The 21968-nt window shown below is 58.1% G+C and carries 22 protein-coding genes; 8 read left to right on the forward strand and 14 right to left on the reverse strand.

All coding sequences use genetic code 11. The annotated features are described in order from the left end of the window. Positions 1 to 320: 320 nt before the first annotated feature. Positions 321 to 662 carry a hypothetical protein gene (locus tag ACWR1S_RS28580; protein WP_454565842.1) on the reverse strand — a complete coding sequence of 114 codons (342 nt, stop codon included), beginning with the start codon at positions 660 to 662 and terminating at the stop codon, positions 321 to 323. Between the two features lie 86 nt (positions 663 to 748). Next, positions 749 to 1393 (reverse strand): ATPase, encoded by a 645-nt coding sequence (locus ACWR1S_RS28585; protein ID WP_454565843.1) that lies wholly within the window; start codon positions 1391 to 1393, stop codon positions 749 to 751. Positions 1394 to 1564: 171 nt separating this feature from the next. On the opposite strand from ACWR1S_RS28585, the gene ACWR1S_RS28590 reads away from it, so the two are divergent. The 4 genes from ACWR1S_RS28590 to ACWR1S_RS28605 all read left to right on the forward strand — a co-directional run bounded on the left by ACWR1S_RS28590 (position 1565) and on the right by ACWR1S_RS28605 (position 4693). Next, positions 1565 to 1813 carry a hypothetical protein gene (locus tag ACWR1S_RS28590; RefSeq protein ID WP_454565844.1) on the forward strand — a complete coding sequence of 83 codons (249 nt, stop codon included), beginning with the start codon at positions 1565 to 1567 and terminating at the stop codon, positions 1811 to 1813. A 52-nt stretch (positions 1814 to 1865) separates the two neighbouring features. After that, complete coding sequence (ahr, locus tag ACWR1S_RS28595; RefSeq protein WP_454565845.1) at positions 1866 to 2894, forward strand: NADPH-dependent aldehyde reductase Ahr; 1029 nt, start codon at positions 1866 to 1868, stop codon at positions 2892 to 2894. A gap of 138 nt (positions 2895 to 3032) precedes the next feature. Continuing rightward, entirely contained in the window at positions 3033 to 4190 is a 1158-nt protein-coding gene (locus ACWR1S_RS28600) for a GGDEF domain-containing protein (RefSeq protein WP_454565846.1), read from the forward strand. Between the two features lie 8 nt (positions 4191 to 4198). Next, a complete protein-coding gene (locus ACWR1S_RS28605; protein ID WP_454565847.1) occupies positions 4199 to 4693 on the forward strand; it encodes a PaaI family thioesterase in 495 nt (164 codons plus the stop codon). Positions 4694 to 4719: 26 nt separating this feature from the next. Here the strand turns inward: ACWR1S_RS28605 and ACWR1S_RS28610 are convergent, their stop codons facing one another. The 7 genes from ACWR1S_RS28610 to ACWR1S_RS28640 form a co-directional block, all read right to left on the reverse strand. Next, complete coding sequence (locus ACWR1S_RS28610) at positions 4720 to 5106, reverse strand: YkgJ family cysteine cluster protein (RefSeq protein ID WP_454565848.1); 387 nt, start codon at positions 5104 to 5106, stop codon at positions 4720 to 4722. Next, a complete protein-coding gene (locus ACWR1S_RS28615; protein WP_454565849.1) occupies positions 5069 to 6094 on the reverse strand; it encodes a hypothetical protein in 1026 nt (341 codons plus the stop codon). Before ACWR1S_RS28615 ends, ACWR1S_RS28610 begins: the two co-directional genes overlap by 38 nt. 10 nt (positions 6095 to 6104) lie before the next feature. Next, a complete protein-coding gene (locus ACWR1S_RS28620; RefSeq protein ID WP_454565850.1) occupies positions 6105 to 6689 on the reverse strand; it encodes a hypothetical protein in 585 nt (194 codons plus the stop codon). Between the two features lie 47 nt (positions 6690 to 6736). Beyond that, positions 6737 to 8458, reverse strand: coding sequence for a hypothetical protein (locus ACWR1S_RS28625; protein WP_454565851.1), 1722 nt, complete (start codon positions 8456 to 8458; stop codon positions 6737 to 6739). Further along, complete coding sequence (locus ACWR1S_RS28630) at positions 8458 to 9510, reverse strand: helix-turn-helix transcriptional regulator (protein ID WP_454565852.1); 1053 nt, start codon at positions 9508 to 9510, stop codon at positions 8458 to 8460. The genes ACWR1S_RS28625 and ACWR1S_RS28630 overlap by 1 nt, the downstream gene beginning before the upstream one ends. 110 nt (positions 9511 to 9620) lie before the next feature. Continuing rightward, positions 9621 to 9767 (reverse strand): hypothetical protein, encoded by a 147-nt coding sequence (locus ACWR1S_RS28635; protein WP_454565853.1) that lies wholly within the window; start codon positions 9765 to 9767, stop codon positions 9621 to 9623. Between the two features lie 141 nt (positions 9768 to 9908). Next, on the reverse strand, positions 9909 to 12113 hold the full coding sequence (locus ACWR1S_RS28640; RefSeq protein WP_454565854.1) for an OsmC domain/YcaO domain-containing protein: 2205 nt from the start codon (positions 12111 to 12113) through the stop codon (positions 9909 to 9911). 221 nt (positions 12114 to 12334) lie between these two features. Between ACWR1S_RS28640 and ACWR1S_RS28645 the strand changes: the two genes are divergently transcribed. Next, a complete protein-coding gene (locus tag ACWR1S_RS28645) occupies positions 12335 to 14947 on the forward strand; it encodes a bifunctional diguanylate cyclase/phosphodiesterase (RefSeq protein ID WP_454565855.1) in 2613 nt (870 codons plus the stop codon). A 5-nt stretch (positions 14948 to 14952) separates the two neighbouring features. Here ACWR1S_RS28645 and ACWR1S_RS28650 read toward each other — a convergent pair whose 3' ends face one another. Together ACWR1S_RS28650 and ppk2 are read right to left on the reverse strand one after the other, a co-directional pair. After that, positions 14953 to 15210, reverse strand: a complete 258-nt coding sequence (locus ACWR1S_RS28650; RefSeq protein ID WP_454565856.1) for a hypothetical protein — start codon at positions 15208 to 15210, stop codon at positions 14953 to 14955. A gap of 328 nt (positions 15211 to 15538) precedes the next feature. Beyond that, positions 15539 to 16354: a polyphosphate kinase 2 gene (ppk2, locus tag ACWR1S_RS28655; protein WP_454565857.1), complete on the reverse strand. Its 816-nt coding sequence runs from the start codon at positions 16352 to 16354 to the stop codon at positions 15539 to 15541. A gap of 188 nt (positions 16355 to 16542) precedes the next feature. Between ppk2 and ACWR1S_RS28660 the strand changes: the two genes are divergently transcribed. Continuing rightward, entirely contained in the window at positions 16543 to 18669 is a 2127-nt protein-coding gene (locus tag ACWR1S_RS28660) for a TonB-dependent receptor family protein (RefSeq protein WP_454565858.1), read from the forward strand. Between the two features lie 40 nt (positions 18670 to 18709). Here ACWR1S_RS28660 and ACWR1S_RS28665 read toward each other — a convergent pair whose 3' ends face one another. Together ACWR1S_RS28665 and ACWR1S_RS28670 are read right to left on the reverse strand one after the other, a co-directional pair. Continuing rightward, entirely contained in the window at positions 18710 to 19204 is a 495-nt protein-coding gene (locus ACWR1S_RS28665) for a hypothetical protein (RefSeq protein WP_454565859.1), read from the reverse strand. Between the two features lie 125 nt (positions 19205 to 19329). Next, positions 19330 to 20415, reverse strand: coding sequence for a protein kinase domain-containing protein (locus ACWR1S_RS28670; RefSeq protein ID WP_454565860.1), 1086 nt, complete (start codon positions 20413 to 20415; stop codon positions 19330 to 19332). Between the two features lie 29 nt (positions 20416 to 20444). On the opposite strand from ACWR1S_RS28670, the gene ACWR1S_RS28675 reads away from it, so the two are divergent. Next, a complete protein-coding gene (locus ACWR1S_RS28675; RefSeq protein WP_454565861.1) occupies positions 20445 to 20882 on the forward strand; it encodes a hypothetical protein in 438 nt (145 codons plus the stop codon). Between the two features lie 98 nt (positions 20883 to 20980). Here the strand turns inward: ACWR1S_RS28675 and ACWR1S_RS28680 are convergent, their stop codons facing one another. Beyond that, on the reverse strand, positions 20981 to 21637 hold the full coding sequence (locus tag ACWR1S_RS28680) for an O-methyltransferase (RefSeq protein ID WP_454565862.1): 657 nt from the start codon (positions 21635 to 21637) through the stop codon (positions 20981 to 20983). 111 nt (positions 21638 to 21748) lie between these two features. On the opposite strand from ACWR1S_RS28680, the gene ACWR1S_RS28685 reads away from it, so the two are divergent. Beyond that, on the forward strand, positions 21749 to 21968 hold a 220-nt coding region (locus ACWR1S_RS28685; RefSeq protein ID WP_454565863.1), incomplete at its 3' end, for a helix-turn-helix domain-containing protein.

Here is a 21968-nt window from a genome sequence, read left to right on the forward strand (position 1 = left end):
AAGCAAACCGTAGGCGCTGCGCCCGGATCGATCCCGGAGCGAAGGAACCCCGAGCTTTAGCGAGTGGGCCGAACGTTGCGGCAAGCCTTTTTGGGTACTTTTTCGGCGTCTGGAAAAAGTGCCTCGCCGTAAAGGCGAAACCGCCAGCAGCACCACCCGAAGCAACGGATATACCCCCAAAACCCCAGGAACATGGTCGGCCCAAAGGCCGCCAAGCCCAAACAAAAAAAAGCCCCGCAACCACACAAGGGCGCGAGGCAAAAAATTGGTTGGTTGCGGCCAACCAAAGGAGCTCAGTCAAATACGTACAAAAGCCAAAATCAGATGCAATCCTGCGCAGCCCGCTCAAAACTCGAAGGCAAAAGATTCGAAGCCAACAAATGGCGCTCGTAAATAAACACCTTGCCGCCACTACCCGCCTTGTAAGCCTCCAGCACGTTGTCAGCCGAAACCCTGCTCGGCACCACAATCCGATAACTGCGCTGAGTCTGCGAAACCGTCGGGTTCAATGCACTCCCCTGCAACTTCGGCACAACACAATCAGCGTACTGCGCAGGCGTCTTGCTGGTCTGCAACGTCAGGCTCGGATTATTCGGCGCCGAAGCGCAACCAGCGAGCAGCAAAGAAGCAACGGCCAGAACAGGCACAAAGAAAAGACGCATCGGTGTCATCCTGAAAATAAAGGTTCGGTTCAACCGGCAACGGTTCAGCCTCACGGAGCCGCCGTCGCCATTTATGTTTTAAGTGATCAGCTCGACGCTACCAGCGCCTTGAGCGACACATCGAATTGCTGCAACGCGCTGAGTTGCAGGTCACGCTGCTTGTCGATCTGCGCAGCAATGGCCGGTGCTGCCTGGTTATGCACCCACACCGAAGGCAACTGTTTCTCGACGGCACCTTCAGCCTTGCCGATGTATTGCAGGCCGGCGTCATAGAACCGTGCAGTGAAACGCGCTTCGACCAGACTGTTCTGTTGCGTCAGCAAGCGATTGAAGGTGTCGAGCTTCACCACGATGTCTGGGTGCGCCTGCACCAGCGCATCAAGGTTGTCGTAGACCGTCACCGACAAAAACTGTTGCTGCAGCGAATTCAACACCCAGTCGATGGCCAACTCCGGATCGGAGCTGCCGACGAACGCCTCACGAATCCGCGAATCCAGCGCGTCTTTCGCACCATTGGCCGCCATGTCGTGGTAACGCTCCAGGTATTGCACGTTGTCCAGCGTGTTCTCACTGAGCAACACACCCACCGTTTGCGAATGTTGCAAGCTGGCGCTGCTGCCAGTGATGGTCTGGAAGTGACACGACCCGGCATCGGCTGCGTAAGTCGGGGCTGTGAACAGTGCGCCGCCTGTCAGCAGGGCGACAAAAGCCAGTCGGGTCAATGTGTTCATCGCGCAAATTCCTTGAGCTGCGTGTTCGATGGAGGCAATTTTCCGCCGATTGCCAACAAAGCAGAACTTGCGTTTCGTGATGGTCACTATTACTTCTAGCAATAGTTGCGCGACGTGCAGATTGATACACACTCAACCACAACGAGAAAAACATGAAATGAGGAGTTCGCCTTGAGAACGTTTGACCTGATCCGTGACGCCGTTCTGCCCGATTTCCGCGAGCGTGTGGCCGAGTATCTGGTTCAGTACGAAAACGTATTGCTGAACAAAAACATCACTGACCCGCTGCTCATCAAAGACACCGCCAACCAGTTGCGCGGTTACCTGCGCGGGCTCAACACCACCCGCGTGCTGGGCATGGCGTACTGGGAAGAGCTGGATCGTCGCGTCGTCGACACCTGGCTCGCGCCCAAGCCATGACCGACTAGACTTGCCGGGCTGCTGTCCCCGTCAGTCGAACCGGAGGTGCCCCATGAGCAACACCGAACCCACTACTTTCAACGGCTGGGCCGCCACTGCGGCCGGTGCACCACTGGAGCGTTACAGCTTTGATCCCGGCACGTTGGGCGAAGAAGACGTGGAAATCGCCGTGGAATACTGCGGTGTCTGCCACTCCGACCAATCGCTGATCGACAACGACTGGGGCATCAGCCGCTATCCGTTTGTGCCGGGCCACGAAGCCGTTGGCAAAATCGTGCGCATGGGCCCGCAAGTGCGCGGCCTGAAGATGGGTCAACGCGTCGGCATCGGTTGGTACAAGGGCAGCTGCATGCACTGCTCGTCGTGCATGTCCGGCTCGCAACAACTGTGCGGCACTGCGCAACCAACGATCATTGGCAGCAACGGCGGTTTTGCCGACCGCTTGCGCTCGCATTGGGCCTGGGCGATTCCGGTGCCGGACAATCTCGACCCGGCCATGGTCGGGCCATTGTTTTGCGCCGGTTCCACGGTGTTCAACCCGCTGCTGCAGTTTGGCGTCAAACCCACTGACCGCGTCGGCGTGGTCGGGATTGGCGGCCTAGGCCATTTGGCTTTGCGTTTTCTCAATGCCTGGGGCTGCGAAGTCACCGCGTTTACCTCATCACTGAACAAGCAGGACGAAGCCAAACGCCTCGGCGCGCACAACGTCGTCGCTTCGACCGACAGCAATGCGCTGAATGCGATCGCCGGTACGCTGGACTTCCTGCTGGTCAGTGCCAACGCCGACCTCGACTGGACCGCCATGCTCGCCACGTTGCGCGCCAACGGCCGTCTGCACTTCGTCGGCATCGTGCCCAGCGCGATTCCGGTGCACGTGTTCAATCTGATTCCCCAACAAAAATCCCTCTCCGCCTCCCCGGTGGGTTCGCCGGCGACCATGGCAACCATGCTCGAGTTTTGCGCGCGGCATCAGATTCTGCCGCAGGTCGAGATGTTTCCCATGAGCAAGGTCAACGAGGCCGTCGACCATTTACGCAGTGGCAAGGCGCGCTATCGCGTGGTGCTCGACGCCAGTCAATAACGGATCGGCGCGGCGGCGGATGCCTGCCGCGCCCTCCCCGCTGCCAGCGGTCTGCGCGGCAACGCGACCTCTGCGAAAATACCGCCCGAACGCTTACAATCGCCGGTCTCACTGCCAATCAGACAGGCTCATCAAGAAATGCCGCTCGACCCACCTACGATGTTGACCATTTCCATCGCCCTCGCAGCCGCTGCCGCGCTGTATCTGGCGATCGAATGGCGCAGCATTCGTGAGCCTTCGCTGCTGTTCTGGAGCGCCGGTTTCGCCACCATCACCGTCGGTTCCACCCTGGCCCTGCTGCGCAGCAGCGGCTTTTTATTGATCGGCATCTGGTTCGCCAACGGCTTGCTGGTGACCGCGCATTTCCTGTTCCTGCTCGGTGTGGCGCGCTTCACCCAGATACGCCTGTCGCCGGCCTGGTACCTGATCTTCGTCAGCTGGCTGGTCATGCTGTTGTTGCCGGACGGGCCGCTGTGGTCGAAGGTGATGCTGGCGGCCAATTCGTTACTGGTGGCGCTGTCGACCCTCAAGGCCAGCTCGCTGCTGCGCCCTCATGGCAAATCATTGAGCGTCGGCGCAGTGCAACTGCGTTACGTGCTGCTCGGCCACGGGATTTTCTATGTCGCCAAAGCCTTGACCGTGGTGGTCCCCGGCACGCTGATCGATCTGGCGGCGTTTCGTGGCGAGATCATCCAGATTTCTCTGGTCGAGGGCGCGATGGCAATCATGTTGATCGCCTTGTCGATGACCGGCACCGAACGTTATCGCCGGGAAAAACAGATCGCCCGCCTCGCCGAACGCGACCCGCTGACGGCGCTGTACAACCGTAGAGCCTTGGAAAAGCGTGCGCCGCGCCTGCTCGAACACGTTTCGCCGGAGCATCCTGGCGCTTTGCTGTTGATCGATATCGACAATTTCAAACTGGTCAACGACCAGTATGGCCACACCGCCGGTGACCGTTTGCTGATCGCCCTGAGCGAGATGATCCGCTCGGTGCTGCCGCGCAATGCGCTGACGGCGCGCCTGGGCGGTGACGAGTTTGTCATTCTGTTAAACAGCGCATCGAGCGAGCGCGTCATGGAACTGGGCAACGCCTTGCGCGAGCAGTTTATGAGCATGACCGCACAGACATTCCCCACCACCGCAGCCGTGACCCTGAGCATCGGCGCCAACCTGTTCGACAAAGCGCCTGCCAACCTCACCGCGCTGATCGAACAAGGCGATGCCGCCCTCTACGAATCGAAACGCGGCGGACGCAATCGCCTGCGCCTGACCGGACTCACCACTCCAGGATAATAAAAAGCATGTCCAGCCTCGATACTCCGCTGCAAGACCTCGCCGCGCCCGAAGGCGTTTGTTACGGCTGCGGCGGCCGCAACCCGCATGGCCTGCACGTCAAAAGCCACTGGCATGAAGACGGCGTGCACGTCATTGCCGAACACCTGCCGGAGGCCAAGTACTGCGGCTGGCCGGATCTGGTCTACGGGGGGCTGATCGCGATGCTGGTCGACTGTCACTCCAACTGGACAGTCATGGCCTACCACTACCGCGCGGAGAACCGCGAACCCGGCAGCTTGCCGCGCATTGACTGCGTTACTGGCAACCTTGGCATCAAGTTCATCAAACCGACGCCGATGGGCGTGCCGCTGGTTTTACGGGCGAAAGTCGAGGGTGAGGTTGGGCGCAAGACGCGGGTGATCTGCGAGGTGTATGCGGGGGATGTGCTGACGGCGGTGGGTGATTCGGTGTTTGTGCGGGTCGATACCGGGCAACTGGCGGATGCGGCGCATGGGCGTTAAGTCCCGCCGACGCGGGTGCACAAGCGTCACTCGATTGCCGCATGGGCAATTGCTTGCACCTGTAACGCTTCGCAGACTTCCACGTTGAGAGCCACAAAACGATCCCAGCTATAAGCCTGACGGTAATGCAACTGATACTGCCGATCGACGCGGCAAATATCCGGACGTTCGTTGTAGATACCACAGCCCTTGTTGGTCGCATTGTAGTGCCGGCAGGTGCCGTCGCCGCGATCAAGGGCGCGGGTTTGCTCCGCCATACCGACCTTTTGGCAACATAGGCCGCATTGCGTGCAGGGAAAAGCAAGGGAACTCGAGGTCATGGCAACGCCACAAAAGTGCTGAAACAGGCCCGTGCGCAAGGCACGGGCCGGTTCATCAGGCAGGGATTGGATCAAGCTGGGTTTTTTGACCATTCGCCACGGCGGCGACGTCCTGAAGGCGTTTCTCTGTCGACAACACCAGATTGCCGTCCTGGTCGAGAATCGCGGTATCGATCATGGCTTTGAGCAACTGGGCAAATTTGACGGAGCGGAATACCACGTTTTTGCTGTCGTCCGAGTATGTGCGGAAGTCCACACCGTCGTTGTCGAGGACTTTTTTCAGCTCAGCCACGGCGCGACGCAGTTGCGAGCTGACCTTGGAGAACGTGGTGTTGGCCAGCGAGGTGACTTTTTCAATCGCCTTGAGCTTGTTCGCCATCAACTCGGCTTGATCGCGGAGGGTGCGAGCCTGCTCGAGGTTGCTGCGGGCGGTGTTCAGGGCTTCTTCGCCCTTGTTGCCCATCACGTGACCAAAAATGGCCAGTGCCGGACCTGCAACGATCCCGCCCAACACCATCATGCCACCGGCCATGCCGTAACCACCGGCGGCCAGCGAGCCGCCACCCAGCCACGCCAAGGTGGCGTTGGTCGCGGCCACACCACCCAGCGAAGAAATGGCCGTACCGGTGCTCGCGGTGGCCAGCAGCATGGTGCCGTTGTAGGCGCCGAAGGCCAACGCTGCGCCGCCACCCAAGCCTGCGCCCAGGCCCAGCCCGGCGTCCTTGAGCGCCTGATAGTCCTGACGCAGACCCGCCAGCGTCTTGTTGGAGAAATCACCCGCCGTCAGCTTGTCCAGCTCCGGGCTTTCGCCGAGTTCGACGTTCTTCACCCGCTCGAACGTCTCGATGAACTCAACGATGACGCCGTTGAAAGCGCGCAGCTTGCGCTGACCGTAATCTTCCAGCGTGCTGTTGGTCGACTGACGCTGGTCTTCGACCTTGCGGTTGGCCGACTCCACCATGGAGCTGGCGTCGTTGTTGATGTCCTTGGCGTTGCTGTGGTCGACAGCGCCGCTGATGCCTTTGACCGCGCCGTAAATACCGGCAATGGCCGCCGCACCGATAATCAATGGAAGAGGCATGATCTGTTCCTTATTCGAGAATGATGGAAATGGTTTTGCTGACTTCCTGGTTCAGCGTTTCAGCACGCTCCAACAGGTCATCGAAGATGAAGTCTTCCAATTGATGGTGACGCTGATATTCCTTGAGCAATGCCCACTCGATGCTGGAGATATGCCCGTCGCGCAACGCCACCAGCAACAGTTCGAACAGGATCACTTTCGGTGCACTCAGCAACTCGAACGTCTTGCCCTTGAGCAATTCCTTGAGCACCGTCGTCGCTGCCTGCACCCGCGTTTCCGGTTTCTCCATTTTTGGAATCGGATAGGTCTTGAGCACCTCGATCAAACGCTCGCGAACGTCCGAGGTCAGCGTAAATGCTGCGAAACTCAGGCCGAAGGTATTCGTCCGGGCGGCACCGGCAGAGCTCTCCAGCTCGGCAATCAGCTCGCGCTCCTGATCGTCCTCACGGATGGACAAGGCATTGAGGTCGGTGCTTGAGCTGAACTCGTCGGAGGTCTTGCCGTCCCACAGCAACGGCTTGTCGGCCATCGCCAGCAGTCGCGACAGCTCCAGCAAATGTTTTTTGTCCACATCGGACAGCAGCTTGATCAGCATTGAAGGGTCGTCCTTTTTTCACGGTGGGTCTGTGAGTACAGAGGCGGTTACAACACCAGCGGACTGTCGGAATTCATGAAGTCATCGAACTCGGACATCGTCTGGAATTGCAGTTGTTTACCTAACAGGGTTGCGTATTGATTGATGCTGGCGGCGAAGACATCAGCATCGGTGTCAGTGCAACTGATGGCGACCAGCAACTGCCGGGTTTCCATTTGCAGTTGCGGCAATTCACGCCCCATGAAGGCGTCCAGTTGCGCCTGCTCCAGCGCAATGCGCTCACGCGCGGCGCCCTCGATGAGTCGCACTCGCTTGAGTTGCTCACGAGAAAGCTCAACACCGCGCGCGGCATCAAGGACGCTCTGATAGAACATCGAGGACAGCGTGTAGCCGATCATCCCGCCAATGGCGGCGCCCACGAACGGAATCGGGATCGCCACTTGACCGAGTGCGGCCATCATGCCGCTGGAGAGCATTCCGGCGCCTTTCTCGCCCACTTCGGTCAGCAGTTGCGCCTCACTGATTTCACCGGTGACGTAGCGTTTGACCGAGCTGGCCAGTGACAGGCAGATGTTGATCGCCAATGTCGGCGCGCTGGTGTTGGCCAACTGCCGTGCAAACGTGTTGCCGGACTGTTGCATGCCACCCTTGAGGGCCGATCCGGCAAACGCTGTGGCATACCCCAGAGCGCCGGCCTTTACGGTGTCGATACCCGCATCCTTGAGCGCGTCACTGACGTCCTTCTCGCCTTGCGCCGCGGCAAAAAGGTTTTGCAGCAGGGAAATGCTGCCGCCAATCACGGCGCCATACCTGGCACCTTCAAGGCCCGCCCGGTGCGCCGTGCTGCCGATATCCATCAACGTCGCCAGCTCGGGATGCTCGCGATAGAAAATGGCGTCTTCGGTGGTCAGGCCGCTGTCGCGGGTGTCTTGCGCCAGGTTGTCGTAGTTGTCGGCTTCGCGGCGTAGCTTGTCCGCCGCCTTCTGGTTGCCGCTCGCTTCTGCCTTATCGGCGTTCAGTCGGCGCTGACGGGCCTGCTTCTGGCAATAATCGGCGGCAGTTTCAGGCTGAAAATCAGCCGAGGCGACGCGCTGCTCATAGGTCTGCGCCTGCTTTTGCCACTTGCTGACCTGTTCGGGATTTTCCGGATTGCTGCCGGCCTGTTCGATGCGGGCGCGCAGTTTTTTGGCTTCTTCAGCGAAGTACTGCTTGTCGCCCTCGAACTGCTCTGTCGGCAGCTCCAGTTTGGTACCGCGATAACGGGCAAACTCGCCGTTTTCCTGAGCGATCTTATCGAGCAGGAGATCGCGGTTGCCGACGAACTTCATCTGCGATTGCGACCCTTCGATCACAACGCCGTCGAGCAGTTGAACCCGATCGACGACATTGTGGTTCTTGCCGAACTGCGCCAGATCGTCAGTGCGGGAGGTGCGCACCTTGGAGCCGCTGATGATCGCCTCGGCATTGTCGCGGCTGGTGGCGGCGACCTCAGCGCTGAACCCGGCCTGCTGCTTGATGTTCTGCGCGGCATACCCGGGGTCTTCATTGACTTTGTGCTTGGCGATATCGGCCAGGCCTTTGGCAAGTTTCTCGCCGGTTTCATGATCGAAGCCGCGAAAGCCCTTGATGTATTCCGCATGGGCGCTGCCATACCGCTGCACGGTCTCGCGGGACGCCAGTGCTACCGTTGCACCGAAAATATCCTTGGCGATTTCGTCCCGGTGGCTGTCCGGCGCAGCATTGTCAGCATCAGTATCGTGAGTACTCATTAAGCCTCCTGGCAGGCATTTGATGGTGTCGCAGGGATGGGTGATGCATACAACGCGGCCATGCTGTCGAGTCTGGCCTTGATGCTGTGAATCCAGCTTTGGGGTTCAAGCAACCGAATGTGTTCGCCCAACCCGAAAACCCACCACAGGGTTTCCTGATCGTTCGGCACTTGCGCGCGCAAACTCAGCCAGTCACTGCCAGGCAGCGGTTGCAAAGTCTGTTCAGGTGCGATGGGGGTTTCGCGTAACAGCCAGGCCACCTGAGGCGAAACTTCCGCCAGCAGCGTGTGCAGCTGCACTGGGCTGGGGTTGTTGAATCCGCCGCTGAGAATGTACTGGTCAACTTCGAATTGCGGTGTCTCGCGAGCCGGCGCCTCAAGGCAGTCAGCTTGTTCGATTCGATGCAAGGCGAACTGGCGCTGGTCGCTGTAGCCATCGACGGTACCGATCAGATAGCTCACGGAGTGCCGGGAAATCATGCCGGCCGGATGTATGAGCAACGACTTGTGCTCACCCTTGCTGCGGCTCAGGTAGCGAATCTGCAGCTGTCGCGTTTCCAGCAGCGCCGTCGCCACTTCGGCCCAGATCAGCGGATCGACTTCTGCAGGCTGCAGCGCTTTGCCATTGGGTAATGCGCGCACACGCTTGGGCCAGTTCGCGAGGTTATTGTGGGCAAGCCCTTCAATCTGTCGATGGGCGAGATCGAAATGCGGCGCCAGCAACTGATGCACACTCGGCGGCAGCAATTTGCCCAGATGACTTTCCGCGAGCACAAAGGCCAACGCCGTTGGCGTGTCCAGAGCCGGGAAGTCGAATGGCGGCGTGTCCCTGGAAAAGCTCCAGCGAAAGGGACGCTGACGCTCATCACATTGCAGCGGAAAGTCCAGCGACAGACGCCCGACAAGATCGCGCTGCAAACTGCGCAAATCGATATCGAACTGTTCGGCTTTGAGCTTTTCCAGTAACTCGGTGGTGGAAATGCTTTTCGGTGCTCGCGGGATCAGTCGCAACAGGGCCAAGTGCCTGAACAACCGATCTTTTGGATCTGACATGGGGTATCGACCTTGATCGTCCAGCAGCGTCATTTCGCTGCCTGACATTCCTTTTGGTGGCTTTTTAACACTATTGTTCGATGGCAGACAAGGCGAATAGCCATCACCGATCATGATGCGGACTCACTGGCCGCCCGAAAACGGTTTTGCGCCCTCTCGCGCTCCAGCTCCTTGCGCAGCTCGTCGACAGCCTGACTGCGCTTCATGATCACCACACCCACCACCACGCCGATGGCGAAGGAAATCAACTCTTTCATAAACAAACCTCACGAATGATTGGTGTCGTCAGGCGCAATCATTCAACGAGCCAGCGACATTCTGTGTCGCGTGGTTTTTTCTGTTGCCTTTTCCCGGTCGAAAAAAAAGCACCGCAAGGGTGCTTTATGGTTTAACGCTGATCAGCGTGTCAGGTTCGTCACCTTCGCTCGCGCCGAATGCAGCTTTTTATAGCTCTCGATCAAACGCAAATGCCGATCCTGCCCTTCCAGCTTCATGCTGGTCGGCGTCAGGCCATAGAAGCGCACGCTGCCGTTGACCGAGCCAATCGCCGCGTCCATCCGCTCATCGCCGAACATGCGGCGGAAGTTGGCTTCGTAGTCTTCCAGTTGCAGATCCTCGTCCAGTTCCATCTCCAGCACGACGTTGACCGCTTGATAGAACAAGCCACGCTCAACGGTGTTGTCGTTGTATTGCAGGAACGCTTCGACCAGGTCTTTGGCCTGTTCGTACTTCTGCAGCGCGAGGCAGATCAGCAGGCGCAGTTCCAGAATGGTCAGCTTGCCCCATGGCGTGTTGTCGTCGAACTCGACGCCGATCAGCGTGGTGATCTCGGTGTAGTCGTCCTGCTCGCTGTTTTCCAGGCCTTGGGCGAGGTTGCGCAAGCCGACCTTGCTGAGGTTGTGCAGGTTGAGGATGTCGGCACGGAATTGCAGGGCTTTGTTGGTGTTGTCCCAGATCAGGTCTTCGACCGGGTAGATCTCCGAGTAATCCGGCACCAGAATCCGGCAGGCCTTGGCACCGATGTGCTCGTAGACCGCCATGTAGACTTCCTTGCCCATGTCTTCGAGGATGCCGAACAGCGTCGCGGCTTCTTCGGCGTTGGAGTTTTCGCCTTGACCGGAGAAGTCCCACTCGACGAATTCGAAATCAGGCTTGTCGCTGAAGAAGCGCCACGAGACCACACCGCTGGAATCGATGAAGTGTTCGACGAAGTTGTTCGGCTCGGTGACGGCCTGACCCGAGAACGTCGGCTGCGGCAAGTCATTCAGCCCCTCGAAACTGCGGCCCTGCAGCAGTTCTGTGAGGCTGCGTTCCAGCGCCACTTCCAGGCTCGGGTGCGCGCCGAACGAGGCGAACACGCCGCCGGTGCGCGGGTTCATCAGGGTCACGCACATCACCGGGAATTCACCGCCCAGCGACGCATCCTTGACCAGCACCGGGAAGCCCTGCTCTTCCAGGCCTTTGATGCCGGCGAGGATGCTCGGGTACTTCTCCAGCACTTCTTGCGGCACGTCCGGCAGGGCCATTTCGCCTTCGAGGATTTCGCGTTTGACCGCGCGCTCGAAAATTTCCGACAGGCACTGCACCTGCGCTTCGGCGAGGGTGTTGCCGGCGCTCATGCCATTGCTGAGGTAAAGGTTTTCGATCAGGTTGGACGGGAAGTACACCACTTCGTTGTCGGACTGGCGCACAAACGGCAGCGAGCAAATGCCGCGCTGGGTATTGCCGGAGTTGGTGTCGAACAGGTTCGAGCCGCGCAACTCGCCGTCACGGTTGTAAATCTTCAGGGTGTATTCGTCGAGGATCTCGCTCGGCAACTCGTCTTTCGGCCCCGGCTTGAACCATTGCTCGTCCGGATAATGCACGAACTCGGCGTTGGCGATGTCTTCGCCCCAGAACTGATCGTTGTAGAAGAAGTTGCAGTTCAGGCGCTCGATGAATTCGCCCAATGCCGAGGCCAGTGCGCCCTCTTTGGTCGCGCCCTTGCCGTTGGTGAAGCACATCGGTGAGTGCGCGTCGCGGATGTGCAGCGACCAGACGTTGGGCACGATGTTGCGCCACGAAGCGATTTCGATCTTCATGCCGAGGTCGGCGAGAATGCCCGACATGTTGGCGATGGTCTGCTCCAGCGGCAGGTCCTTGCCGGCGATGAAGGTGCCTGCGTCCGAACCGGCCACCGGCATCAACAGCGCCTGCGCATCGGCGTCGAGGTTGTCGACTTCTTCGATGATGAATTCCGGGCCGGTCTGCACCACCTTCTTCACCGTGCAGCGGTCGATGGAGCGCAGGATGCCCAAGCGATCTTTTTCGGAAATGTCCGCCGGCAACTCGACCTGAATCTTGAAGATCTGGTTGTAGCGGTTTTCCGGGTCGACGATGTTGTTCTGCGACAGGCGAATGTTCTCTGTCGGGATGTTGCGGGTGTCGCAGTACAACTTCACAAAGTAAGCCGCACACAACGCCGACGACGCCAGAAAGTAGTCGAACGGCCCCGGTGCCGAGCCATCGCCCTTGTAGCGGATGGGCTGATCGGCGATCACCGTGAAGTCGTCGAACTTGGCCTCAAGTCGAAGGTTGTCGAGAAAATTGACCTTGATTTCCATGCGGGATTACCAGAATACGGCTAAACGAATGGCCGCCATTATCCGGTTTTTGCGCCGGAAGTCTTGCCCTTTCGGGAATCGCCGCTGATCGGCGCGTGGCACTCGGGGAGGCAAATCACGCGGGTTTCACTACGCTTTCAATGCAGTCGCCCAGAAGAATCTGAACATTGCGCCCGCGCCGTGGTTCTAGATTCAGAAGACAGCGGATCAAGGACGAGCACATGGACCTTTCCAGCTATGCAGCCCCGCTTCCACCGCGCCAGAGCGCCGTCACCCGTCGCCTGGCCTTCGCGGTCGGTGCGCTGTTTGTCAGCGGCGTGATCGCGGCGACCGTGGCCCTGCTCGGCATTGCCGAACGCCTCGACAACGACGAGATCAACAAAACCCGCTTTTACTCGGCTCGCGCGCTGGAAAACCGCATCACTGCCTCGAAAAACTACATCACCAGCTACGCCTACTGGACCACCGCTTACGAGCATCTGAGCGGTCAGGTCGACACCGACTGGGCCTACACCGAGCAGAACGTCGGCAAGACCCTGTTCACCAGTGACGGTTATGACGGCGTGTTCGTGCTCGACCGTGAAGGCACCCGCTACGCGGTGGTGCGCGGGCAAATGCTCGATGCCGAGTTGTCCGCGTTTGTGCAATTGAGCGCCACAGCGTTGCTCGATGAGGTGCTGGGGCAAAGTGATCTGACCAAACCAGTCAGCCGCTATTCATTGTTCGAAGGCTGGCCGGCGCTGGTGTCGGCGGCGGCGATCATACCCAACGATGAGCGGCCACTGGGTGATCCGCAGACCTCTTCGGTGCTGGTGTTCGTCGACAAACTCACGCCGACCAAATTGCGTCTGATTGGCAGCGGTTACGGCTTGAACAACCTGACCCTGGCGCCGGACGAGACGATCGACCCGCAGCGCCCTCGGGTGCCGCTGGACAGCACCGGTTACAGCCTGGTCGCGGACCTGGAGCGGCCCGGGCAACACTTATTGTGGTCATTGCTACCGCCACTCGGCGCAACGATTGTGGTGCTGATGCTGCTGACCGCGTACTTCTTCCGCCACGCCTTGCGTTCATCGCAGTACGTCGACCAGAGTTTTGCCGTCATGCAAACCTCCAATCAAGCGCTGGAAAACGCCAACCGTGAGCTCGAAGCGAGCGAAGAACGCTTTCGCGCGGTGGCCGAAGCCGCGTCGGACTGGATCTGGGAGGTCGATCGCGCCCTCGCGCTGACCTACCTGTCGGCGCGTTTCAGCGAAGTAACCGGTTACCCGCAAACCCTGTGGCTGGGGCAAGACATCGGCCAGTTGCTGTTTTGCGACACCACGCCACTGGAACTGTGGCTGAGGAATCTCATCGAGGAAGACAGCGCCAGTGATTTACGCTGCACCTACCGTGACCACGCCGGCCAGCAACGCCATTGTCGACTGTCGGCCCGGCCGATTTACCAACAGCACGCGGTCATCGGTTATCGCGGTACCGCCAGCGACATCACCGACGAAGTCGCCGCCCATGCGCAGATCCAGCATTTGTCGATGCACGACGCCCTCACCGGCCTGCCCAATCGCAACAAGCTTGCGCGTTATCTGGATGAAGCGCTGCTGCTCAAAGAGCACGCGCCGCCACTGTCACTGCTGATGATCGACCTCGATAACTTCAAGCCGATCAACGATTCGCTCGGTCACCCGGCCGGTGACGCCGTGCTGCAGGAAGTTGCCGTGCGCCTGCGTGAGTGCACCCGCGAACACGACATCGTCGCGCGACTGGGCGGCGACGAATTCATCGTGGTGCTCAACGGTATGGACAGTCCGCACGAAATCGACAAATTCTGCACCCGCCTGATCGGCAGCCTGCATCAACCGGTGGTCTTCGAACACCATCCGCTGCACATCGGCGCCAGCATTGGCATCGCGCTCAGTCGCCGCCACGGTTACGTACCCAGCGACCTGATCCGCTACGCCGATATCGCCCTGTATCAGGCCAAATCCGAGGGCAAGAACACCTGGTGTTATTTCGAAGCGCACATGAGCGACCAGATCCAGACCCGCCGGCAAATGGAAGATGACCTGCGTCACGCGCTCAAGCACAACGAGTTCATCCTGCACTATCAGCCGCGCTACAAGGTCGATGGCAAACACATCGTTTCGGTCGAAGCACTGGTGCGCTGGCAGCATCCCACCAAAGGCCTGCTCGGCCCGGATCTGTTCATTCCATTGGCGGAGCAGACTGACCTGATCGTCCCGCTCGGTCGCTGGGTGTTGCGCGAAGCCTGCGAAACCGCATTGGGCTGGCCGGAGGACATTCTGCTGTCAGTCAATCTGTCGCCCGCGCAGTTTGCCGTCAGCAACGTGGTCGAGGATGTTCGCGAAGTGCTGGTGCAAACTCGTTTTCCGGCGAGTCGCCTGGAACTGGAGATCACTGAAAACGTGATGCTCAACGACACCGACGGCGCCTTGACGACCATGAACGCCCTGAAAGAACTCGGCGTGCGCCTGAACATGGACGACTTCGGCACCGGCTACTCATCCCTCGGCTACCTGCGCGCCTACCCGTTCGACGGGATCAAGATCGACAAGCGCTTCATTGCCTCGATCAGCAGCGGCACCAATGATCGCGCGGTGGTGCAGGCGATCATCGGTCTGGGCAAAGCCATGGGCCTGACGGTGACCGCCGAAGGGGTCGAGACCGAGGAACAACTGGATATTCTCGGCGCCGATCAATGCAACGAAGTGCAGGGTTATTTCATGAGTCGGCCGATCGACAAAGTGGCGTTTGCGCGACTTTTGCTGGACTCAAGAGGCGCCCCACTCAAGCCGAAAAAGGGACGCGTGACCTGAGCGGTTCAACCGTGCGTTCGCCCCGTGTCACCGGTAAACACATTGCCTGCATCACGCACTAACTGCCGCCACTCGGCGCTGGTGATCAGACCTTGCTCTTCCATTTCATCGGCTGCCTTGAGCAGTTCGTCATACTGTACTTCCGGGTCCAGACGCATCTGCGCTTGCGTCGCCAGTTCTCGCCATGCCGCCAGTTTTTCTTTTTTTGCGCTGATCGAACATCGGGAATGATCTCGAGGGGGACTTCCTCCATAGAAAGACATGAGACCCCAGTGGTTCAGCGTAATCGACGGATGGATTGCTCACTTCAAAGGGGTAGTACTGATCAGCAATGCAGGAAACTCCACCAACCCCTGTGGGAGCGAGCCTGCTCGCGAAAGCGGATTGTCTGCACCGAAAATATTGGCTGACCCACCGCCATCGCTTGCAGGCAAGCTCCCACAGGGTTTGCGCTGATCAGCAATGATGGATACACCACCGAACCCTGTAGGAGTGAGCCTGCTCGCGATAGCGGATTGTCTGTGGCGTATGTGTTGGCTGACACACCGCTATCGCGAGCAGGCTCACTCCTACAGGGATTTGGGCGGTTTTTCAGAACTTCTCGGCCACGCGCCGGTACGGATAATCCGGATCCCGGTACTTGCCCGGCTTCTGCCGTTTGGGCAGCTCGATTTTCTCGCGTTTCACGTCCTCATACGGAATGCGACTGAGCACATCGGTGATGATGTTCAGCCGCGCACGGCGCTTGTCGTTGGAGTCGGCGACCAGCCACGGCGCGTGTTCGGTGTCGGAGTGTTTGAACATTTCATCCCGCGCCCGTGAGTAGTCGTACCAGCGGCTGTAGGACTTCAGGTCCATCGGCGTCAGTTTCCAGGTCTTGCGGCCGTCATTAATGCGCGCCTCCAACCTGCGTGTCTGCTCTTCGGGGCTGACCTCCAGCCAGTACTTGAGCAGGATCACCCCGGACTGGACGATCGCGTGTTCGACCCAGGGAATTGATTTGAGGAATTTGTCCGCCTGATCGTCGGTGCAGAAGCCCATCACCCGCTCGACGCCGGCGCGGTTGTACCAGCTGCGATCGAAGATCACCACTTCGCCCGCCGCGGGTAGATAAGGCAGATAACGCTGCACATGCATCTGGCTTTTCTCGCGATCGGTCGGCGCCGGCAGCGCCACTACGCGGAAGACTCGCGGGCTGACGCGCTCGGTCAGCGCCTTGATAGTGCCGCCCTTGCCGGCGCCATCGCGGCCTTCAAAGACGATGCAGACCTTGACGCCCTTGGCGATCACCCACTCCTGCAACTTGACCAGCTCAACGTGTAACTTGCGCAGTTGATCGAGGTAATCCTTGTTTTTCAGCTTGGGACTTTCAGGCGCCGTGGCGGCCTTCTTTTTGCCTTTTGCCATGACCTTGGCCTCTCTCCAGTAAATGCAGAAACAGAGTGTTGATTGACGGGACAAACCAGACACGTGAGGTTAGTCCATGCCGTGCTGATTGCCATTGCCGGGCGAAAAGCCAAATTGCCATGTGTTTCGTTCGTTCTTTGTTACGTCGCACTGTTCATTGCCCGTTCTTGCCTGCCTGGAGTTTCTCGATGCCGTCGCCCAAATCCCTGCCCACCGCCCTGCTCGGCCTGGCCCTCGCCTGCCCGGCCATGGCTGAGACTCAAGGTCTGGAGTTGGGGCAAGTACTGATTTCGGCAGATGAGCAACGGAGTTCCGACGCCAGTGTTGAAGAAGCCCGGGCCCGCCTGGAACAAGTGCCCGGCGGCACCAACGTGGTCGACATGCGTCAGCCGTTGCAGGGCCGCGTGGCGAGCAATCAGGATGTGCTGGCGTATCAGCCGGGGGTTTATGCGCAGTCGGCGGGCAATGAAGGCGTGAAAATCTCGGTGCGTGGCTCAGGCATCAACCGCGCGCCGGGCGCCCACGCATCGGGGCTGTACACGATGCTCGACGGTCTGCCGCTGAGCGGTCCGGGCGGCACGCCGTACGAATTGCTCGAACCGCTGTGGGTCGATCATGTTGAAGTGCTGCGCGGTGCCAACGGTTTTGATCGCGGTTCGCTGGCACTGGGCGGCGCCATCGATTACGTCAGCCACACCGGCTACAACGCGCCGAAACTGCAAGTGCGCTACGCCACCGGCAGCCACGGTTATCAGCAGCGTCAGGTCAGTTCCGGGCAAGTGCTCGGCGACTTCGACTACTACGTGTCGCTCACCGACTCCAACGCCGACGGCTACCAGGATCACACCGCCAGCGAAAGCAAAGGCGTGATCGCCAATTTCGGCTATCGCTTCAACCCGAACCTGGAAACCCGCTTCTATATCCGCTACCGCGAAACCGACAACGACCTCGCCGGCCGCGTGACCAAGCACTCCATCGAACACTCGCCTCGCGCGGCCAACCCGTCCTATGTGGCACGCGATGACAGCCGCAAACAACCGGGCAGCACCTTCATCGGCAACAAGACCACCTATTACATCGACGACGATTCGAGCATCCAGACCGGCCTCGTCTACCACGACTACCCGATGGATCTGCGCGAAGGCTCGAACCGCTTGAAAGTCGCCTACACCGACGTCAGCGGCACTTTCGACTACAAACGTCGCGATACGATTCTCGGCATGGAAAGCCGCAGCAACGTCGGCCTGCGCTTGACCAAACATCTGCCCAACGACGGCGCCAGCGAGTTCGTGCGCATCCCCTCCGGCAACACCGCCAGCTACGTGCCCGGCACGCGCATGCGCAACTTCACCTATCAGGGTTCCGACACCGTGCTGCACTTCGGCAACGACCTGGAAATCGCCGACGACCTGTGGCTGACCACCGGTCTCGCCGCCATCTACACCCGCCGCGAAAGCGCTGTGACCTACCCGCAAAGCGGCGGCAAAACCAGCATGAACGACTGGGACTACGCGCCGCGCCTGGGCCTGCGCTACCAGATCACCCCGGACCTGCAAGTGTTCGGCAACCTCAGCCGCTCGGTTGAGGCGCCGCATCCGTGGTCGCTGATCTACAGCTCCAACGTGCGCTTTCCGTTTGATAGCGGCGCTGCGACCGGTACGCAGAAAGACCCGATCGAATTGCAAAATCAGACCGCGACCACACTGGAACTGGGCGGTCGTGGTGACAGCGCGGTCGGTGAGTGGAGTCTGGCGTGGTATTACGCGCAGGTGCGGCATGAATTGCTGTCGGTGTTGCCGGATGCCAATGCCGTCACGCCGTATGAGTTGAACGCCAGCCCGACCGTGCACCAAGGCGTTGAAGCGAGCCTGAACAGCAAACTCTGGTCGGCTGCCGATGGCCGTCAGTTGAGCTTGCGACAGGCGTATACCTTCAGTGATTTCCACTATCGCGATGACGATCGTTTTGGCGACAACCGATTGCCGGGGCTGCCGATGCATTACTACCAGGGCGAATTGCGTTACGACTGGCCGCAGGGGTTCTTTGCGGCGATGAATACGCAACTGGTGTCCAAAGTGGCGGTGGATTACGCCAACAGTTATTACGCCGATCCTTACGCACTGTTTGGCGCGACGCTGGGTTACAACGCGCCGAAGGGTGACTGGCAGGGCTGGGTAGATATGCGCAACTTGACCAACAAGCACTACGCGGCAACGGTCACCCCCGGGTATGACGACAAAGGTCTGGATGCGGCGCGGTCTACGCCGGGTGAAGGGATGGGGGTTTATGTTGGGGTTTCGTGGAGTTTGTTGTGAGTGGCATTCCATCCATACTCTCGAAAAAACGCTCAATATTTTAGGGCGTTATTATCTGCTGGAGCCTCTCCAGGCTTTCATCGCTAATAATGGTCGCGGCATAACAGACAAAGTCTACCGTTGCAGTTTTGCTGCCTTCTCCCGCGATGACAAACTCAATGACTGCCTGGCAGGGAGTGCTGGCAGCACTGTTCACCCAGTTATTTTCCGCTGCCTGATCTTCAAACTGTACAGTTGTATTAAGTCGTGATGGCTCTGATGACAGAATCTGCGACTTGCCTTTCTCAACCAGCAAGCCGTCACCCTTAATCCTGACTTGATTCTTGATATCCAGGTCGGACACCAGGCTCACTTTCCTGATAGCGGCATCAACGCCCCCACTGTTAGTAATCAATAGTGAAATGTGAGAGGGCGTACTGGAGATCACAGCCCCCTCAAGCGACACTTCTCGACCTTTCCAGGAGTCATAAGTAAAACTTGCTCCCGCCGCGACGATACCGACTGCCGCCAACGCTTCAGAAAAAACAGTGATCACCACTCTATTCTTCAACGTCCACTGCAAAAATCTGCGCCACCCCGCGCACATCCGGGATTTCGTATTTACAACGGCCAAGTAGCTGTGCCTGCACAAAGAGACGAATTGCATCTGACACCTATCAATCAGTCACTAAAGTGCTCAACCTTGAAGTGCTTCCATTTAACCTCATCGAAGTAATTTGGGTCATCCAGAAATCGTTCAATCATGCCAATATCCAATGGCATGAAGTCCTCCACCAAAACAAACCAGAGCGCATGCCTTGCCTCCTGAATAAACATCCGTTGCTCGGGGTTCTTGCGTAACAAGCGCGCAATAAGCCTGGATAAAATCGGCGCCTGCTTTCCCGCATGTTTAGAAACTTCAAGTAGCCCGGATTCAATCACCTGTTCAATTTCGTTCTGCGCCGCGGAATACTCTCCGATATTGCGAAATGAAAACAGATCCTTGCCTGTCACCAATTTATACAACAGCAAGCCCATGGCCCACGAATCATACTTGTTGTATTCAGCCCCGGAATTATCCCAATCAATAAAGGTTTCTGGCGGCAAATTGTAAAAAGAGTTGGTTATCTCTCGTCCATTACCATTGTGAATCGTGACCATATCATCACTTTCACTCTCGCTGTATTCGAACTCCGCTCGACTGTAGGACTGCCCCCAATCAAGAATAATGGCTTTAAAATCAGGCCTGTCAGAATACAAGTCAACCTCCTCATCCAGGAGAATGACATTTCCCGGATGCAAGTCTCGGTGAGTGACAAACGTACTGAAATGCTCGGCTGCTCCAAATACCCTATACGCTACCTTGAGCCGTTCTTGCAGAGATGCACCTTGAAATTTTTCACGAAACCAGTCTAAAAGAAGCAGCCCATTTATTTTTTCAGTGATCAGATACAGGATTTTCCCCTGAAACAACTCACCGCTGGCTAAATACTCCGGCGTCTTCTTCATGGTCCGATTGGAAAAAGCTCTTTCTTTCAAAAAACTTGCTTCATTCCTGAACCTCGCGCATTCCAACTCAGAACGCGGAAAGATACAGAACTTGACAAACACCTCCTCACCCGTTTTTTCATCAATACCAAAAAAACCTGTGGAGCTTTTCCCACCCGAGATCTCCTTGGACAGTCTGTATCTATTCTCCAAAAGAGAAAGTCCTGTCACGTCAAAAAAATTCTTGTCTTTGATTTCATCACCGGTCGGCGCTAACATTCGGATAAACTTCTCAAGTAGGAAACGGAATGCCTTCATTATATCGGGGCTTTAACCAGCCTCTGACCTCTACCATCCAAACTAATATTTTTCGAAACGATCCTCGTACCCCTCGCGATACCGACCAAGAAGTCCACGATCATGCTGACGCATGGTTTTTCAAGCATTTTGGTATTTATGCCAGAAGCACAACAATCATCTGCTCAACAGATCTATCTCAAGCCAGATCCTACGGCGCAACTTATCGTATTACGCCCTCTACCCCCTGCACAATCATCTACAGCCCGCTAGTCAGGGATTTTCTGGAACACGAATGCGAGTTGCCTTCACCATCGCAAGCAAACGTATGGGAATGGCTTGAGACAAAGGGGTACATCGCCGTAAAAAACGTTCATGACATCAAGCCAGCTTTTTTAGGCGAAGTCATGGTCTGCTGCGAAAGTTTTATGCCTACCCCCATAATTTAAGCTGCACGGGCACTCTGGCCGGGTCAATGGCCTGACCCGGCATCAGCCATTTGCGATGAAGTGCTAGATCAAATCCTTCAGTCTCCACTTCGGCGGATTCAACCCAGCCGCATCGACAGCTCAATATCATCCGCAAACGGCACAGACAAATACCCGTTCTGCGGCGCCCGCACGTAGGCCAGGTACTCCGGGCAATAGTCAGTGTTGTCCGCCACCACCAGCGCCCCCGGTTTCAGGTGTTTTTCGACCAGACTCAACACGTCGCCATACAACGCCTTCGCGCCATCAAGCAGGAGCAGATCGACCGATTCCGGCAGATCCGAAGCCAGCGTCACCAACGCATCACCTTGGCGAATCTCTACGAGATCAGTGACGCCACCTTCAACAAAATGATGACGCGCCATTTCAACTTTCGACGGTTCGAACTCACTGCCGATCAGCACTCCGCCGCCGTTATCGCGCAGGGCCGCCGCCAGGTGCAGCGTCGACAGGCCGAACGAGGTGCCGAACTCAACGATGGCTTTGGCTTGGGTGTTGCGCGCCAGCATGTACAGCAGTTTGCCGGTGTCGCGAGAGACCGGCAGCCACAGGTCTTTGAGCATTTCATAGAGTTTCAGGTATTCGGTTTTGCTGTGCATCAGGCGCTCGCGTTCTTCGCCAGACACTGAATTGAGCATCGGACTGGTGGCAACGCTGGCTTGGGTGTAGAGGCGTTCAATCAGGCTCGCCAGTGGTTCAGTGGTCAGGGTTGTCATGATTGCTTTCCGTTAGTGAGGAATTAAAATGCGAGTGATTCGTCGCATTCAAATGATGCGAGCGATTCGCTTCTTGCGCTATTCGCATTCCCACGGACGCCCGAGCTGCCCATGACCAACCGCCAGACTGCCCGTATTTCCTCACGCAAACAGCCGCAGCAGGCTCGCTCCAGCGAACTGGTGGCGGCGATTCTGCAAGCGGCTGTTCAGGTTTTGAGCGAGCACGGCGCCAGCCGTTTCACCACCGCACGGGTCGCGGAAAAGGCTGGCGTGAGCATCGGCTCGCTGTATCAGTACTTCCCCAACAAAGCGGCGATCCTGTTCCGCTTGC

The organism is Pseudomonas sp. AIG, assembly GCF_977020205.1.

Coding starts and splice junctions, on each gene's coding strand:
- ACWR1S_RS28580 (WP_454565842.1), bottom strand. CDS start 662: ATGCGTCTTTTCTTTGTGCCTGTTCTGGCCGTTGCTTCTTTGCTGCTC.
- ACWR1S_RS28585 (WP_454565843.1), bottom strand. CDS start 1,393: ATGAACACATTGACCCGACTGGCTTTTGTCGCCCTGCTGACAGGCGGC.
- ahr (WP_454565845.1), top strand. CDS start 1,866: ATGAGCAACACCGAACCCACTACTTTCAACGGCTGGGCCGCCACTGCG.
- ACWR1S_RS28600 (WP_454565846.1), top strand. CDS start 3,033: ATGCCGCTCGACCCACCTACGATGTTGACCATTTCCATCGCCCTCGCA.
- ACWR1S_RS28605 (WP_454565847.1), top strand. CDS start 4,199: ATGTCCAGCCTCGATACTCCGCTGCAAGACCTCGCCGCGCCCGAAGGC.
- ACWR1S_RS28610 (WP_454565848.1), bottom strand. CDS start 5,106: ATGGTCAAAAAACCCAGCTTGATCCAATCCCTGCCTGATGAACCGGCC.
- ACWR1S_RS28615 (WP_454565849.1), bottom strand. CDS start 6,094: ATGCCTCTTCCATTGATTATCGGTGCGGCGGCCATTGCCGGTATTTAC.
- ACWR1S_RS28620 (WP_454565850.1), bottom strand. CDS start 6,689: ATGCTGATCAAGCTGCTGTCCGATGTGGACAAAAAACATTTGCTGGAG.
- ACWR1S_RS28625 (WP_454565851.1), bottom strand. CDS start 8,458: ATGAGTACTCACGATACTGATGCTGACAATGCTGCGCCGGACAGCCAC.
- ACWR1S_RS28630 (WP_454565852.1), bottom strand. CDS start 9,510: ATGTCAGATCCAAAAGATCGGTTGTTCAGGCACTTGGCCCTGTTGCGA.
- ACWR1S_RS28635 (WP_454565853.1), bottom strand. CDS start 9,767: ATGAAAGAGTTGATTTCCTTCGCCATCGGCGTGGTGGTGGGTGTGGTG.
- ACWR1S_RS28640 (WP_454565854.1), bottom strand. CDS start 12,113: ATGGAAATCAAGGTCAATTTTCTCGACAACCTTCGACTTGAGGCCAAG.
- ACWR1S_RS28645 (WP_454565855.1), top strand. CDS start 12,335: ATGGACCTTTCCAGCTATGCAGCCCCGCTTCCACCGCGCCAGAGCGCC.
- ACWR1S_RS28650 (WP_454565856.1), bottom strand. CDS start 15,210: ATGTCTTTCTATGGAGGAAGTCCCCCTCGAGATCATTCCCGATGTTCG.
- ppk2 (WP_454565857.1), bottom strand. CDS start 16,354: ATGGCAAAAGGCAAAAAGAAGGCCGCCACGGCGCCTGAAAGTCCCAAG.
- ACWR1S_RS28660 (WP_454565858.1), top strand. CDS start 16,543: ATGCCGTCGCCCAAATCCCTGCCCACCGCCCTGCTCGGCCTGGCCCTC.
- ACWR1S_RS28670 (WP_454565860.1), bottom strand. CDS start 20,415: ATGTTAGCGCCGACCGGTGATGAAATCAAAGACAAGAATTTTTTTGAC.
- ACWR1S_RS28675 (WP_454565861.1), top strand. CDS start 20,445: ATGCCTTCATTATATCGGGGCTTTAACCAGCCTCTGACCTCTACCATC.
- ACWR1S_RS28680 (WP_454565862.1), bottom strand. CDS start 21,637: ATGACAACCCTGACCACTGAACCACTGGCGAGCCTGATTGAACGCCTC.